Annotated in this window: 14 protein-coding genes; 8 read left to right on the top strand and 6 right to left on the bottom strand. The window is 69.9% G+C overall.

Annotation, left to right across the window (positions count from 1 at the left end; genetic code table 11):
• Window positions 1-9 precede the first annotated feature (9 nt).
• Both AB0G10_RS13395 and AB0G10_RS13400 read left to right on the top strand, forming a co-directional pair.
• Entirely contained in the window at window positions 10-1,176 is a 1,167-nt protein-coding gene (locus AB0G10_RS13395) for a Dyp-type peroxidase (RefSeq protein WP_360920738.1), read from the top strand.
• Window positions 1,173-1,670, top strand: coding sequence for a copper resistance CopC family protein (locus AB0G10_RS13400; protein WP_360919627.1), 498 nt, complete (start codon window positions 1,173-1,175; stop codon window positions 1,668-1,670). The genes AB0G10_RS13395 and AB0G10_RS13400 overlap by 4 nt, the downstream gene beginning before the upstream one ends.
• A gap of 214 nt (window positions 1,671-1,884) precedes the next feature.
• Here the strand turns inward: AB0G10_RS13400 and AB0G10_RS13405 are convergent, their stop codons facing one another.
• Window positions 1,885-2,418, bottom strand: coding sequence for a carboxymuconolactone decarboxylase family protein (locus tag AB0G10_RS13405; RefSeq protein WP_360919630.1), 534 nt, complete (start codon window positions 2,416-2,418; stop codon window positions 1,885-1,887).
• Between the two features lie 899 nt (window positions 2,419-3,317).
• On the opposite strand from AB0G10_RS13405, the gene AB0G10_RS13410 reads away from it, so the two are divergent.
• Window positions 3,318-3,749, top strand: coding sequence for a hypothetical protein (locus tag AB0G10_RS13410; protein WP_360919633.1), 432 nt, complete (start codon window positions 3,318-3,320; stop codon window positions 3,747-3,749).
• Window positions 3,750-3,825: 76 nt separating this feature from the next.
• On the opposite strand, the gene AB0G10_RS13415 is transcribed toward AB0G10_RS13410, so the two are convergent.
• Together AB0G10_RS13415 and AB0G10_RS13420 are read right to left on the bottom strand one after the other, a co-directional pair.
• On the bottom strand, window positions 3,826-4,476 hold the full coding sequence (locus AB0G10_RS13415; protein ID WP_360919636.1) for a hypothetical protein: 651 nt from the start codon (window positions 4,474-4,476) through the stop codon (window positions 3,826-3,828).
• A gap of 304 nt (window positions 4,477-4,780) precedes the next feature.
• Window positions 4,781-5,767: a hypothetical protein gene (locus AB0G10_RS13420; protein WP_360919638.1), complete on the bottom strand. Its 987-nt coding sequence runs from the start codon at window positions 5,765-5,767 to the stop codon at window positions 4,781-4,783.
• Between the two features lie 376 nt (window positions 5,768-6,143).
• Between AB0G10_RS13420 and AB0G10_RS13425 the strand changes: the two genes are divergently transcribed.
• Window positions 6,144-6,677, top strand: coding sequence for a hypothetical protein (locus tag AB0G10_RS13425; protein ID WP_360919641.1), 534 nt, complete (start codon window positions 6,144-6,146; stop codon window positions 6,675-6,677).
• A gap of 131 nt (window positions 6,678-6,808) precedes the next feature.
• On the opposite strand, the gene AB0G10_RS13430 is transcribed toward AB0G10_RS13425, so the two are convergent.
• On the bottom strand, window positions 6,809-7,390 hold the full coding sequence (locus AB0G10_RS13430) for a hypothetical protein (RefSeq protein ID WP_360919643.1): 582 nt from the start codon (window positions 7,388-7,390) through the stop codon (window positions 6,809-6,811).
• A 465-nt stretch (window positions 7,391-7,855) separates the two neighbouring features.
• Here AB0G10_RS13430 and AB0G10_RS13435 point away from each other — a divergent pair, with 465 nt between their 5' ends.
• Entirely contained in the window at window positions 7,856-8,089 is a 234-nt protein-coding gene (locus AB0G10_RS13435; protein WP_360919646.1) for a hypothetical protein, read from the top strand.
• Window positions 8,090-8,143: 54 nt separating this feature from the next.
• Here the strand turns inward: AB0G10_RS13435 and AB0G10_RS13440 are convergent, their stop codons facing one another.
• Window positions 8,144-9,004 carry a helix-turn-helix transcriptional regulator gene (locus AB0G10_RS13440; RefSeq protein WP_360919648.1) on the bottom strand — a complete coding sequence of 287 codons (861 nt, stop codon included), beginning with the start codon at window positions 9,002-9,004 and terminating at the stop codon, window positions 8,144-8,146.
• A 130-nt stretch (window positions 9,005-9,134) separates the two neighbouring features.
• Here AB0G10_RS13440 and AB0G10_RS13445 point away from each other — a divergent pair, with 130 nt between their 5' ends.
• Window positions 9,135-10,040, top strand: a complete 906-nt coding sequence (locus AB0G10_RS13445; RefSeq protein WP_360919651.1) for an oxidoreductase — start codon at window positions 9,135-9,137, stop codon at window positions 10,038-10,040.
• Between the two features lie 125 nt (window positions 10,041-10,165).
• Here AB0G10_RS13445 and AB0G10_RS13450 read toward each other — a convergent pair whose 3' ends face one another.
• Window positions 10,166-10,738: a hypothetical protein gene (locus tag AB0G10_RS13450; RefSeq protein ID WP_360919654.1), complete on the bottom strand. Its 573-nt coding sequence runs from the start codon at window positions 10,736-10,738 to the stop codon at window positions 10,166-10,168.
• A gap of 109 nt (window positions 10,739-10,847) precedes the next feature.
• Here AB0G10_RS13450 and AB0G10_RS13455 point away from each other — a divergent pair, with 109 nt between their 5' ends.
• Together AB0G10_RS13455 and AB0G10_RS13460 are read left to right on the top strand one after the other, a co-directional pair.
• Window positions 10,848-11,399 carry a MarR family winged helix-turn-helix transcriptional regulator gene (locus tag AB0G10_RS13455; protein ID WP_360919657.1) on the top strand — a complete coding sequence of 184 codons (552 nt, stop codon included), beginning with the start codon at window positions 10,848-10,850 and terminating at the stop codon, window positions 11,397-11,399.
• Between the two features lie 79 nt (window positions 11,400-11,478).
• Window positions 11,479-13,680: a S8 family serine peptidase gene (locus tag AB0G10_RS13460; RefSeq protein WP_360919660.1), complete on the top strand. Its 2,202-nt coding sequence runs from the start codon at window positions 11,479-11,481 to the stop codon at window positions 13,678-13,680.
• Window position 13,681 lies beyond the last annotated feature (1 nt).

Raw genomic sequence — 13,681 nt, forward strand, 5'->3', positions numbered from 1 at the left:
CTGTCCCCGGTGAGCAGGCGCCGCCTGCTCACCGGTGGCGCGATCGCCGGTCTCGGCGCGGCAGCCGGGGCCGGCCTGGTCGCCGCCGGCGGCGGGCCGGGGTCCGTTCCGGCGGCCTCCGCCGCCACCCCGGAGATCGGTACGGCGACCGTCGCGTTCCACGGCCCCCGCCAGGCCGGCATCGCCGAGGACCCGCCCGCGCACGCGTCCTTCATCGCGTTCACCCTGGCCGAGGGCACCGACCGGGCCGCTCTCGGACGACTGCTGCGGCTACTCACCGACGACGCGTCCCGGCTCACCCGCGGTGAGCCGGCGCTGGGCGACACCGACGCCACCCTGGCCGTGCTGCCGGCCCGGCTGACCGTGACGTTCGGATTCGGGCCCGGGCTCTTCCGGGCCGCCGGACTCGAGTCTCCGGTCGCCGACCTCCCGGCATTCACCATCGACCGGTTGCAGGACCGCTGGTCCGGTGGCGATCTGCTGCTGCAGATCTGCGCCGACGATCCGCTCACGGTCGCGCACACCCAGCGGATGATGATCAAGGATGCCCGGCCGTTCGGCACGGTCCGGTGGGTGCAGCAGGGATTTCGGCGCAGCCCCGGCGTGCAGGCGCCGGAGCACACCCAGCGCAACGTGATGGGCCAGCTCGACGGGACGGCGAACCCCCGTGGTGCGGAGATCGACCCCGCGGTGTGGAGTGCCGACGGCTCGACCACACTCGTCGTGCGGCGTATCCGGGCCGAGATGGAGACGTGGGACAAGCTGTCGGTGTCGGACAAGGAGAACGCGGTGGGCCGCCGGATGGCATCCGGGGCGCCGCTGAGCGGGGTGAACGAGCACGACAAGCCGGACTTCGCCGCCGTGGACGAGAACGGCCTGCCGGCGATGCCGGATTTCTCGCACGTGACCCGTGCCCGCATCGAGGACCCGCGACTGAAGATCCTGAGGCGGCCGTACAACTACGACGGCGTTCCGGATGCCTCCGGCGTACCCGACACGGGGTTGATCTTCGCTTCTTATCAGCGGGACATCGTCGAGCAGTACGTGCCGATCCAGCGGCGACTCGCGGACAAGGACCTGCTCAACGAGTGGATCACCCCGATCGGGTCGGCGGTCTTCGCGGTGCCGCCTGGCTGCGCCGACGGCGGCTGGATCGGCGAGCGGATCCTGTCGTGAAACGCCTGCTCCTCGCTCTCGCCGTCCTCGCCGCGGTGCTCGCGCCGGGCACCCCCGCCTGGGCGCACGCCACGCTCGTCGCGGCCGACCCGGCCAGGGACGCCGCCCTCGCGCAGGCGCCCGCCACGGTGAGCCTGCGGTTCAACGAGCGGCTCAACCCGGATTTCACCACGATCGTGCTCAGCGACGCGGCACGGCAGCGGATCCCCGCCTCGGACGTGGCCGTCCACGACATGACCGGCACGGTCACGGTGACCGGGCCGCTGAGCGACGGCGTCTACACGGTCGCCTACCGGGTGGTGTCGGTGGACGGGCACACCGTGCAGGGTTCCTACCCGGTCACCGTCGGGGCGGTGTCCTCCCCGGAGGCGTCCGCCGTGGCGGTGGCCGCCGGCTCCGGCGGACTCCCGGCGGGGACGCCGATCGCGGTGGCGGCCGCCGGCCTGCTGCTCATCGCGGCAGCCGCTCTGCTGGTCCGGTCCCGGCGCCGCTGACCACCCGGCCAGGTGCCCGCCGTGCGGTATCGGTGCCTGGACGGCGTGGCTAGCCGGGCGGCAAGCCGGGAAGGGTGACTTCCAGCGGCGTGCCGCATCCCGGAGGCAGTCGACGAAGAGCGCCTCGATGTGCGCTCGCAGAGCGGCGACCCCGGACGCCGAGCTTTCCCTCACCTACGAAACCGCTCGAAGTCCCGCCATCCACCGGCAACCGTCAGCGCGACGACGGTTGCCCGGGAGAGCCGGCCGGCCCGGTCCCGGTCCGCAGATAGCCGCCGGCGGCGAGGGCGCTCGCGTGCCTGTCGTAGTCGGCGGGGTCGGCGGGCAGGGCCGTGGCCAGGCCGTCGACGTAGCGGTTGAACATCGAGAAGGCGGCGGCGATCAGGACGGTGTCGTGGATCGCCCGGTCGTCGGCCCCGGCCTCGCGAGCCGCGGCCACATCCTGTTCGGTGACCGAGCGGCCGTCCACCCGTACCCGATCGGCAATGACCAGAAGCGACCGCAAGGTCGCGTCGCCGGCGTCGGCACCGCCCAGCTCGCGTGCCACCGCACCATGGGTACGGGCGCAGAACTCGCACCCGTTGCCGCGCGAGACGTGCGCGGCGATCGTCTCCCGCTGGGCCGGGGTCAGCGGCGAAGGTCCGCGCAGCAGGGTCTCGGCGAGGTCGTTGAGGGGGCCGGCGGTGTGCGGGTGGGCGGCGAGCAGGCCGGCGATGCCCGGCAGCGGGGGCAGATCGATGTGCGCCATCCTGAAAGGAAACCACGTGGCTGGTTGTGATGGTCATCGGTGGTGCCGCCCGGGCGGCTTCGGTTCTGCCGGTCGTCGCGACACCTGGCCCGTTCAGGTGTCGCCGCGCACGAGCCCCGCCGTCCGCGCAAGCCATCAGATGCCGATCCCGGAGCAGTCATAACCTTGCGACCGCAGCGCACACAACGCCGAGGACCTGGCCGCAGTAGCCGCCGAACCCGACGACCATCCGCGTAAGGTCCTCGGCTGGGACAGCCCGTCCGACCGTTTACCGGATTGCTCAATGGAGCCTCATGATCAGATCTACTGATCTGCCGAGTTGAGGGCGTTCATGTTTCCTTCCGCACTGGCTTGGCCAAGCGTTGGCCGCTACGGAGCATCACCTGAGATTTCGAGGCTGGTGACGTACCCGGCGATCGCCATAAGGTAGCCGGCACCGATCCATGCCCAGCGTGCTCGGCGTGGCCATATCCAGGCGCCAAGGACGGCGGTTCCAAGGCCGCCGAATGCCAAGTAAAGAAGTCCGGTAGTAGCCCACCAGAAGCCGTCTTGAGTGCAGACGGCGTGGTGTCGCTCTGTGTCGTCACAGTACGACGTTGCCATGGATGTAAGCCCGGCAAGCACGGGTGAGAACAGCGATATGGCCGTGAGTAGTACGGTCGCGACAGCTGCCCATACCGTGTTGGCCTTCGACGGTTCGTCATGCTCCATGGAGCTTCGGTGCGAAGCCGGGGTCACCTCCGCAAAGGGTAGACCGATTGACCATGGACGGGTCCAGGATCGCGGCGCACAGCCGCCCGATTCTGCCGCAGGGGGAGAGCACTCGTCCGGGGCAACGCGGCCGTACAGATCGGGACTGGCGCTGATGGCGGAGTCGATGACGTGCCAGGATCTCGAAAGTGACGATCGAGGAGCCCTGGTACATCGGCAGTTGGATGGAAGTGGTCGAGCGCCCAGACACCGTTGACGAAGCCTTCGAGCAGAACGACGAATACGCTGGCGTTGCGTTGCTTGCTCTCGTGCTCAACCATCCTGAGGCAGAAGTTGTGCTTCCCCGGATCAAGCAGGCGCTAGTTTCACCTCGCGCCCAGACCCGGGCTAACGCTCTGCAATGTGTGGGCCACTACTCGCGGCTGCATGCGTCGATCGATCGCGAGCTGGTTGGGCTACTGCGTCGTGCCTTGAGTGACCAGTCTCGGGTGGGTGGCTATCGAATCAGCGGCTATGCCGGTCACGCCGCCGACGACGTCGGTATGTTCGCACCACGGCGGAAGCTTCCTCGGTGGTTCCGGCGCAGATTCGCAGGGCCAAGGCGTTCCAACCGTTGGTGATGCGGTGCGACGTACTCTTCTGCCGCGACCAAATGCACGCTCCGACCAACACTCGTCACATCGTTTAGCAGGCGACTCAGCCGCCCAGCGGACCTGGGCCCGCACCGGCCGGGGACGCCACAGCACTGCGACTGCGGGACCTGCCTGCGGCCAACACGGCGGCGACTATGGCCGCGATCCAGACGCTCCACCGCACCGGCTCCGCCATCACGCTCGCCGCCGGTGGCGGCAGAACCGCCGTCTGCAAGGCCGCGCCCGCGGGGACGACAAGCGCAGCCACCACCCCGGCCAGACCGGGTAGCCCGATCGCAGCGCCGACGACACCGAGCGGCGGACCGAGCAGCACGCTGGCGATCAACCAGAACCGAGGCGCCACGCCCCACCAGGCGCTCCCGTCTAACAACAGGTTCGCGCCGTAGTAAGAAGCGGTGGCGAACCCCAGCGCGAGACCGCCCGCTAGAGCGCCGCGCAACATCCCTATCGCCGGCCGTGCGTGTCGGCTCACCCACCAGCCCGCCAGCACGGCCGTCGCCGCCCACGCCCATCCGGCATCCAGGATCAGACCGGCGAACTCCGCGGCATGCGACCAACCACCACGCTCAGCACTCGCGATACCGCCCTCGCCCAGCATCACCGGCACATGATTGACAACCGCGTCGAGGACGCCCAACAACATCCCCACGACGGGGCCCACCATCCACCACAACCGCTCGCTGCGCAGCATCACGCGATCATGGTGCCGGACCCGCCCGGATGGCGTCGCCCCGCACGCAGGCGGGCGGGCCTGATCAAGATCAGACGAAATAGACTAGCCGCTCCGTGACCGGTGACCGCGGTCGCGGTCGTCACTAACCGTAGCTAGGCCTCTGGGTGCAGGCGTCCGCTCTTGCCGCGATCCGCTCGTCGCTACCACCGTCACGCCTGCCAGGCACAGACAGTGCACGCTCGTAGCCGGTGAGCGGATCAAAATGGTTCGCTGCCTGTCACCAGGGTCAGCCTGTCGGCGGCAGAAGGCGGAGCGCATATGAACTTCAAGATCCGTCAGGCTCGAACGGATCCCAGTGGGTGGCGCAGCGGAGCAGAGACAGCGCCAGATCAGGGTGCGTGGATGCCCAGCGCGTGTCGAAGAGGAACAGCTGCTCGTGGCCGAAGAAGTCGTCGATGTAGCGCGCGACCTGGGCGACGTGCTCATCCACCGCTATACGGGCCTCCGGTGGTGGCTCCGGCAGCTTCAACCGCAGAATCTGTTCATGGCTTGGTGCAGTCCAAGTTCCGAAGACTGACAAGTCGTACGTTTCGAGACAGGCATAACGGTCCATGGCAGGACGGATGCTGCCGTCGCCGGACGCGACGAGAGAGCGCAGCAGATCAACCTCGAAGTTCTCTCGTGACGCAGGACCGCTGATTCCCTGGAGATGAGTGGCGAGGTCGGGCAGTGTGACGCCGCGAAAAACCGTCGCTGGCCGCGGGTCCAGGTTGCTGCCGTCGTGGTGAGGGTGCACCCAGGCGATGCGGACCACGTAGACAGAATCCGGACCGTTTTCGGGCGAGCCCACAACGCGCAGCGGCACGTCTGGAGTGAAGGTCCCGCCTTGCACAGTGGCACTGGACGGTAGCGGCCAAGTGTCGTTAACCAAGAAAGACAGCCGGGATGAATGGGCGGCAACCGCCCCGTCCTCGAGGAAGTAGTAAGCCAGATCTACCTCATCGTCGTCGGTGCGCACCCGCAGTCCTCGTTCGTCGAGCCGAAGCGGGTCGTCAGACTCAACCCAGAGGTGCTCGTCCAGCAGTTCGCGCAGTTCGTCGAGAGTCTGCGGACACGGCAGGTGGTGTTCCTCGATCGCCTCGAAGATCGAGTCGAATCCGTAGGCGCCACCACCGATTTCGGCGTCGAGCAGCGCTTCTGGGTCCTCGTGATGCCAGGCACGCTGGAACCAGCCGAGTACCGTGATTTCCGGTACGTGGAAGACCAGCTTGCTGAAGGGCGAATCCACGCGTGAGCGCTCTACGAAATACACCGCAGGAGCGTAGACCTGAGGCCGGGAGCGTGTACGCCTGATGGCACCGAATTTTGGCAGGGCCCAGACGTCCTCGACGGACGTGAATCAGCCGACTGCAGCCACGGTGATCTGATCAGAGTCCCTTTGGGGACGGAACTATGCGAATTGTAAGCCTCCGATGAACGTCCGGATTTGCCGCCGATCGCGCTCGGACCGGTCGCTGCGTGCGCGGCCAGTTGGCGCGCTGTGACGGCTTGACGTTGTGTTCTGCCAATGAGGCTCGACCTGGGTGCCGACCAAGATGCGCCGGTAACCGGCATTGGCCTGCGACCACGGCTCGGGTTGTGATCATTCGGCTGATCCGAAAACGAGCCGGGCTGCGGATACTTTCCTGATGGCCACCGTTGATCTCATCCCCGCCCCAGCCGGCGACGCGGTGACATTCCGTCTGCGCCGGTCGCGGTTGTGGCTGCGTATGGCACTGATCCTGATTCCCGTGTTTCTGATGGTCCGGGGTATCGCGATCGGCCTCTTGCTAGAGGAGTGGAACTTCACTGAAACGGTGACCTGGGTGCTGCTGACGGCGATCGCCGGAGCAACCGGGGCCGTCCTCGGTGCCAGTCGCAATCTCGGCTGGATACGCACCTCGGCCGCCGGCTTGGAGTTCGCGGCCACCCGCCGCCAACCGGTGTTCTTGCCGTGGTCGGCGGTTCAGTCGGTCGGGCTGCGCTTCACCGGCCCGTTGACAGAGCTGCTCGTAATTCCCACGAGCCTGAACGCCGCTACCGTCGCCGCCGTGTCGGCGTGGGCACCACGGGTACGTCGACGCTCGGGCGCCCCCGCGTTCATCGTCGACGTCGGCCTGATGACGCCCGGACCGTCGGCGCTGCTCGCCGAGCTGAATCGACGGCTTGTCGCCCATCGTTGAGGGGGCCCTCCCTGTGTGAGATCTTCCGTGCTTCCCGCTAGGCGACCGTCCTCTTCTGCCGCATATAACGCTCACGCCGAGAGGGCACGCCGAGTGTTTCGGTTCGGCCGGCCCGCCTCTGCTTCCGCCCGTCAGTTCGGCTGCTGCTCCGTGCGCGGTCGTGGCGCCAATGAGGACTCGGGCGCTGCGGGAAGGGACGTGTGCGCCGGTCCGGCGTACGGATGCAGTTTGAGCTTCTCGTGGATGGCGGCCGGCGGCTTCCGGGTGGTGCGGTACGCCAGATCCTCCAAGTAGATCCACAGGTTGCTGTTGCGCTTGGCGCGTTCGGCGCGCACGAAGGGCTCGATCGCCTCCCAGATGCGCCGGGCCTGGGAGCCGTTCGAGCCGATGATCAGCTCCTCCTTGACGATGCCGTGCGCGACGAGTTTTCCGAGGTCGTCGTAGAGGCCACCCACCATGCGCAGATGAGCCCGGACCTCCAGCGACAGATCCGTGTACGGCTGGACAGGTTGCCGGGGAAGCTCGTCGAAGATGAACTGCTGGGCGTCGAAGAACTCCTGTGTCCGGAACCGGCTGAAGACCTGGAGCACGACCGGCAGGGCGTAGCCGTCCATCGTGGTCCGCGTCTGCCGGAGCGCGAGCGTCCCGGAGACGATCAGCGAGACGACGGAGATCGCGATGGAGACGAGGGAGACCGCTGTCGTGACGTCCATTCATCTACGGTAATCGATCGTTTCATCTCCCCAGGGTGAGCGCGAGAGCCGGACCGGGGCGGACCGCGGCGGCCGTCCACACCGACCCTTGACCACCATCCGCTACGCCCGGCTCGCCCGAACCGGGCCCGACGGTTGCGCCCCGCTCAGCGGAAGGGACTACGAACTCCCGCCCCTCGTCCGAGGTCGATCGCAGGGCACTCTCATGGCACCCCTCTGCACCGGGTCGACCCCCTCGTCGGTCTCACCGACGCCGACTTCGCCGCGATCCGCCGGTGGCTCCTAGCTCGACAGCAGGGCGCAGAAGTGGACTCTCATGCCGCCGGACCCGCGGCGCGCTGACGGAGTGGCCGGGTCCGAGGACGGCGTAGCCCAGGGTTCGTCTCCGGAAAAACCCGGAGGACACCACGGTTCCGAGGGGTCAAGCTTGGTTTCCTCATCCGGGGTACGAGGACAGGACCACCTATGACCGAGCCGGGCTTCAGTCACTTCGCCAACACCCGACCGAGCCACCGCCGCTGGAGGATCATCGGCGTCGCGGATTCGGCCGGCGATCCCGGTGTGCAATCGGTCGAGATCTTCCAGGGCCCGGATCTCAGCGAGCCCTGTCTGACGCTGCTGCCGGAGGATGTGCCGCAGTTCGTGGCTGGTCTCATCGCGACGATCATGCCGGGCGATGTGACCGCCGAGGACGATTGACAAGCTGCTCCCCCGGGAAGTTGCGGCGACCGTCTGCATCCACGCCCTCCGGGATCAGGCGGACTGGGTCGCGCGCAGCGACGCGAGGAGTTGCAGCCGGTCGGCGTCGACGCTGCCCGGTTCGGCGGTGAAGACGAGCATGACCGGGCCGGGGTTGCCGGGCAGCGGATAGGTGTCCCAGTCCAGGACGATGTCGCCGACCTCCGGGATCCGGAACGTCTTGGTGCCGCGCACCGTCTCGCGGACGTCGTGGCGCGCCCAGAGTCGCCGGAACTCGGGGCTGCGGATGCTCAGCTCGCCGACGATGGCGGTGGCTCGCGGATGGGTGGGGTCGGCGGCGACGGCGGCCCGCATCATGCCGATGTAGTCCAGCGCCTGCCGCTCCCAGTCCGAGCAGGTCCGCTCGCCGGTCAGGGTGTCGTCGAACATCAGCAGGAGCATGTTGAGCCGGTCGGGTGGATGGCCGGCCGGGTCGCCGAGCAGCGCCTCCGCCATCGGGTTCCAGTCGAGCAGGTCGAGGTGCCGGCCCAGGACGACCGCGGGGGTCGCCATCACCCGGAGCAGCCGGCGGGTGCTGTCCGGCACCCGTTCCGGCCGCCTGTCCGGCCTGGTGGCGACCGGCCGGCGGGCGGCGTGGGCCAGGGCCATCAGGTGCCGGCGTTCGCCGTCGTCGAGCCCGAGCGCGCCGGCGATCGCCTCGAGGACGTCGTCGGAGGGGCGTACTTCCCGGCCCTGTTCCATCCGCTGGTAGTAGTCGGTGCTGAGTCCGGCCAGCAGGGCGATCTCCTCGCGCCGCAGCCCGGTGACCTTGCGCCGGCCGCCGGGTTCGAGGCCGACGTCGCGCGGGCGCAGCCTGCTGCGGCGGGCGCGGAGAAAATCAGCGAGCTCACGAGCGTACGGATGTGGGCTGCTCATGCCGCAAGTGTGCCGCGGCCCGGACCACCGAAGGTAGGTCCGGCGGACCTAGGCAACGGAGAACGATCGAACGGGTTCACGCCGCATCTAGCGTCGTCGGCCTAGCCACCGCGACCAACAGGAGCAGCGAATGACCGGATGGACGACCGACCACATTCCCGACCAGCGCGGCCGGATCGCCGTCGTGACCGGCGCGAACTCGGGCCTCGGCCTGGCGACCGCCACCGCGCTCGCCCGCCGCGGCGCCCACGTCGTGCTCGCCGTCCGCAACACCGACGCCGGCCGGGAGGCGGCCCGCCGGATCGGCGGAGCTGTCGAGGTGCGCGAGCTGGATCTGGCTTCGCTCGATTCCGTACGCATCTTCGCCGCGAAGCTGACCGCCGACCATCCGGTGCTCGACCTGCTGGTCAACAACGCCGGTGTGGTTCTGCTCGGCCCGCGCCGCACCACCGCCGACGGCTTCGAGCTGCACCTGGGCACCAACATGCTGGGCCACTTCGCGCTGACCGGCCTGCTGCTCGGCAACCTGGCCGCGGCCCGGCAGCCCCGGGTGGTCAGCCTCAGCTCGATCACCCACAAGAGCGCGCACCTCGACTTCGACGACCTGATGGTGGAGCGGGACTATCGGGCGGCTTCGGCGTACGGCCGTTCCAAGCTCGCCACCACGGTCTTCGGCGTCGAGCTGGACCGCCGGCTGCGGGCGGCCGGGTCGCCGATCGTCAGCGCTCTGGCGCATCCGGGTCTCACCCGGACCAACCTGACGCCGCGGGCGTGGGAGCACCGCGGCCAGCTCGGGCGGCTGATCGCGTCGCTCGGGCTGCTGGTCACCCAGCCGGTGGAGCGGGGCGCGCTGCCGCAGTTGCGCGCCGCGACCGAACCGGGAGTGCGGGGCGGGCGGTTCTTCGGGCCGGGCGGCATGTGGGAGACGCGGGGCCGGGTCACCGAGGCGAAGCTGAGCCGGGAGGCCGCCGATCCGGCCGTCGGTGAGCGGCTCTGGGCGAGGGCCGAGGAGCTGACCGGCGTCAGCTATCCGTGAGGCCGGTGAGGGAAGCCCCGGCGAGCACGGTCAGGCCGGCGGGCCGCCGTCCACCTCTCCGACCTCGGCCGTGACCCGGTGGCCCGCCGGGCCACCGGCCATCACGCCGACCTGCTCTCCGCGTTTCAGTTCTCGGCACGCCGGGCGCCGGCCAGCCACACCGACAGCCAGCCCACCCCGAGCGCCAGCACCACCAGGGACGTGTCGAGAACCCATTCGGGTACGAAGGCGCGCAGCGCCACCGGCACCGATCCGAGGGCGTAGAGCGCCAGGGCACCGCGGGGCGGGATGCCGGTGGCCGCCAGGGTGATGGCGAAACCCACCGATCCCAGCAGGAACAGCACGGACGCGACGGTCAGCGCCACGCCGAGCGGGCCGGCGCGCAGGTCGGCTATCTGGTCGGCGCTCAGCCGCGCGAACACCAGGTTGATGACGAACTCGACGCCGACGAGCGCGGCGAGCGCGACGTAGTTGACCGCGAAGGCGATCCGGCCGAGCCGGCCGATCCGCGCCTCGCACACCAGGTAGAGCGCGGTGATCAGGGCGAGGGCGAAGACCTCGGCCAGCGGCGCGAGCAGCTGCGTCACCGCCGACGTCGGGATGAGCTGCGCGCGTTTGGCCGCGTTGACGACGAGCACGGCGGCGCTGAGCAGACCGGCGACGCCGGCGAGCCGCTGCAGCGGATATGACAGCCGCATGGGTGCGGTGGTGACCACGGTGGAACCTCCGGGGCATTGGTGAATCATTTAGTGCAGTCTCGCACTGAATACTGCGAAAACGCAATGATCGATTGGTATGCTGCTTCCCATGCCGGGCCCCAAGAACCTTCTCGTCGACATCTGGCTGCTCTCCTCGGTGGCCACCGCGCTCGTCGCCGAGGGACTCGCCGACAGCCCGCTCTCCGTCGACGAGTTCGCGCTCTACGGCCTGGTCAGCGACCTCGGCCCGGTGACCGCCACCCAGCTGTCCCAGTGGACCGGCCTGTCCCCCACCACGCTGTCGGCGATGCTGCGCCGCTGCCAGGCCCGCGGTGAACTGGCGCGCACCACCAACGCCGCCGACCGGCGCAGCACACTCGTGGAACTGACCGAGCAGGGACGCGCGGTGTACGAGGCGGCGCTGCCGGCGCTGTTCAACGCGCAGCATCGGCTCGCCGAGCACCTCGGCCTGCCCGACGACGACGCCCGCGTCGCGCTCCAGGAGGTCGACGCGGCCACCCGTGCGGCGTTGAAGCTGCCGGCCCGGCCGTACCGGGTCACCGGCAACCCGCCGGCCGACACCTCCGGATTGACGGACGACCAGCAGGCCGAGGTACGGGAGTTCGTGACCTGGCTGCGCTACCGCGACGGGGCGCGGTGACGCGAATTAGCTGCGGGATACCCATGCGATGTCGGGCAGCCGATTGCGCAGACATCGACGGTGATGAAACCTCGGTGCGATGAGCGAGCGGGAGACCCTGGTACGCGTCGCGGTCTATCACCACAGCGGCGATGCCCTCGAGGACGTCGCGGTGACCCTGACCGACCTGGCCTCCGGCACGACGGCCGACCGCGCCCTGGTGTTCGACCCGGGCCGCGGCGGCTATGTGGCCCGGGGCGTGCCGGCCGGGGGATACGTGCTGGCGGTGCGATCACCCCGCTACGACCCGGACCGGCGTGCCGTCACCGTCGACGAGGCGGGCCTGGACACGATCGTGGTGCTGGGCGAGCCGAAGCTGCCGTTCCTGTTCCGCGGCCAGGTCAGGGTGCCGTTCGAGCCGCATCCCGGCATGGTCGGGGTCGCCCTGGCACCGGGGCCCGGCAAGCCGGTTCTGCAGGGCCTGCTGGACGAGGCCGGCCGGCTCGGCCTGACCTCGGTCGCGGTCGACGAGTGGGTCCGGCGCGAGGGCATCCTGCTGTTCCGGTCCACCGACGGCAAGCGGGACGACGGCACGCTGATCACCCGGCTGCGCAGCCTCGACGGGGTCGCGGCGGCCGGCGCGGTGGTGCGCCTGGACGGCGACGCGGTCTCGTTCCTCACCGGCGAAGTGATCGCCAAGTTCGCCGAGAAGACACCGGTCAGCGTCGTCACCGATCTGGTGGAGAGCCACGGGTTCGCGCTGGTGGGCCCGGTGCCGCCGGCGGAGGGCACGTTCCTGCTGCGGTTCCGGCAGCCGGCCACGTACGCGCTCCTGGAGGCCGCGGCCGGCCTTGCCGAGCACGACGAGGTCGTCTGGGCCGAGCCGAACCTGGTCAGCACCGCCGTCGACGACCAGCAACAGCAGCAGCCGGCCGACTTCCTCTACCCGGCCCAATGGCATCTCCCGGCGGCCGGCTGCCCGGGCGCCTGGCAGCTGACCGCCACCCACGCCGGCTGCGACCAGCAGTACGGCAGCCCCGACCTGCACATCGCGGTGATCGACACCGGGGTCGACCTGGGCAACGCCGACTTCATCGGCGCCGTGTCGGACGGGACCTCGAAGGTGGCCGGGGCCTTCGACTTCCAGAACCTCATCCCGGGCAACGACGACCGGCCCGGTGGGCACGGCACCTGCTGCGCCGGCGTCTGCACGGCGATGACAGCGGCGGGGGAAGGCTGTGTCGGGGCGGCGCCGAACTGCCGGCTGATCGCGGTGCGCCGGCCCTCACCCGGCACCGAGCTGGCGTACGGCGACATGTACCTGTGGGCCGGCGGTCTCGGCGCGGGCATCACCACCACGGGGTTCCCGGCCGCGCTGCCGCACGGCGCCGACATCATCACCAGCAGCTTCGGCTACAGCGCCGGCCTGCCGATCTCCGGACGGATGAAGGACGTCTTCGACGCGCTGACCACCAGCGGACGCGACGGCGACGGCGTGCTGCTGTTCTTCTCGGCCGGCAACAACGGCCGCGATCTGACCCTGCTGCGGCCGTGGGCCGCGTACACCCGCACCCTCGCCGTGGCCGCGTCGACGCTGCGCGACGACGGCGTCACCGAGGTCCGCGCCGCCTACAGCAACCACGGCGGCGCCGGAGTCGTCGACGTCTGCGCGCCCAGCAGTTCGACGCTCACCGCCGACTACGACCCGCCGGCCGAGCACGCGATCCTCACGGCGACCGACCTGACCTCGGCGGATCTGCTGCCGGACGTGCCGTCGCAGGGCGCCACCGTGACGGCCACCGCGGCCGACGCCGCCGCCGCGGCCGTGTCGATCAGCGTCGACAGCAGCGCCGGGTTCACCGCCGGCGACGCCCTCGTGATCGGGGCGCCGGGCACCGGCGGCATGGAGTTCACCGCGGTCACCGCGGTCCCCGACGCCACCCATCTCAGCGTCGGCCGGCTGCGCCGGGGCCACAGTGCCGGCACGGCGGTGCTGGCCGGCCCGGCGACCGCCCGCAGCGACTTCGGCGGCACGTCGTCGGCGGCGCCGCTGGCCGCGGGCATCGCCGCGCTGGTGCTCACCGTGCGCCCCGACCTGACCTGGGCGCAGGTCCGTGACGTGCTGCGAGAATCCGCCGTGCACATCGACGAGGGCAACACCGACGCGATCGGGCGCTGGCGCGACGAGAACGGCCGGGCCGCCACCGACCCCGGGTTCACCGGCGCGTTCTACAGCCGCTGGTACGGCTTCGGCCGCATCGACGCGGCCGCCGCGGTCACCGCCGCCCTCGCGCTGCCCTGAC

Origin of the sequence: Actinoplanes sp. NPDC023714, assembly GCF_040639855.1 — a bacterium.
In the GTDB taxonomy this organism is placed as follows: domain Bacteria; phylum Actinomycetota; class Actinomycetes; order Mycobacteriales; family Micromonosporaceae; genus Actinoplanes.

Excerpts from the sequence above, each read along its gene's own strand:
- AB0G10_RS13405 (WP_360919630.1), bottom strand. The coding sequence starts at position 2,418 with ATGGCGCACATCGATCTGCCCCCGCTGCCGGGCATCGCCGGCCTGCTC.
- AB0G10_RS13425 (WP_360919641.1), top strand. The coding sequence starts at position 6,144 with ATGGCCACCGTTGATCTCATCCCCGCCCCAGCCGGCGACGCGGTGACA.
- AB0G10_RS13430 (WP_360919643.1), bottom strand. The coding sequence starts at position 7,390 with ATGGACGTCACGACAGCGGTCTCCCTCGTCTCCATCGCGATCTCCGTC.
- AB0G10_RS13435 (WP_360919646.1), top strand. The coding sequence starts at position 7,856 with ATGACCGAGCCGGGCTTCAGTCACTTCGCCAACACCCGACCGAGCCAC.
- AB0G10_RS13440 (WP_360919648.1), bottom strand. The coding sequence starts at position 9,004 with ATGAGCAGCCCACATCCGTACGCTCGTGAGCTCGCTGATTTTCTCCGC.
- AB0G10_RS13445 (WP_360919651.1), top strand. The coding sequence starts at position 9,135 with ATGACCGGATGGACGACCGACCACATTCCCGACCAGCGCGGCCGGATC.
- AB0G10_RS13450 (WP_360919654.1), bottom strand. The coding sequence starts at position 10,738 with ATGCGGCTGTCATATCCGCTGCAGCGGCTCGCCGGCGTCGCCGGTCTG.
- AB0G10_RS13455 (WP_360919657.1), top strand. The coding sequence starts at position 10,848 with ATGCCGGGCCCCAAGAACCTTCTCGTCGACATCTGGCTGCTCTCCTCG.
- AB0G10_RS13460 (WP_360919660.1), top strand. The coding sequence starts at position 11,479 with ATGAGCGAGCGGGAGACCCTGGTACGCGTCGCGGTCTATCACCACAGC.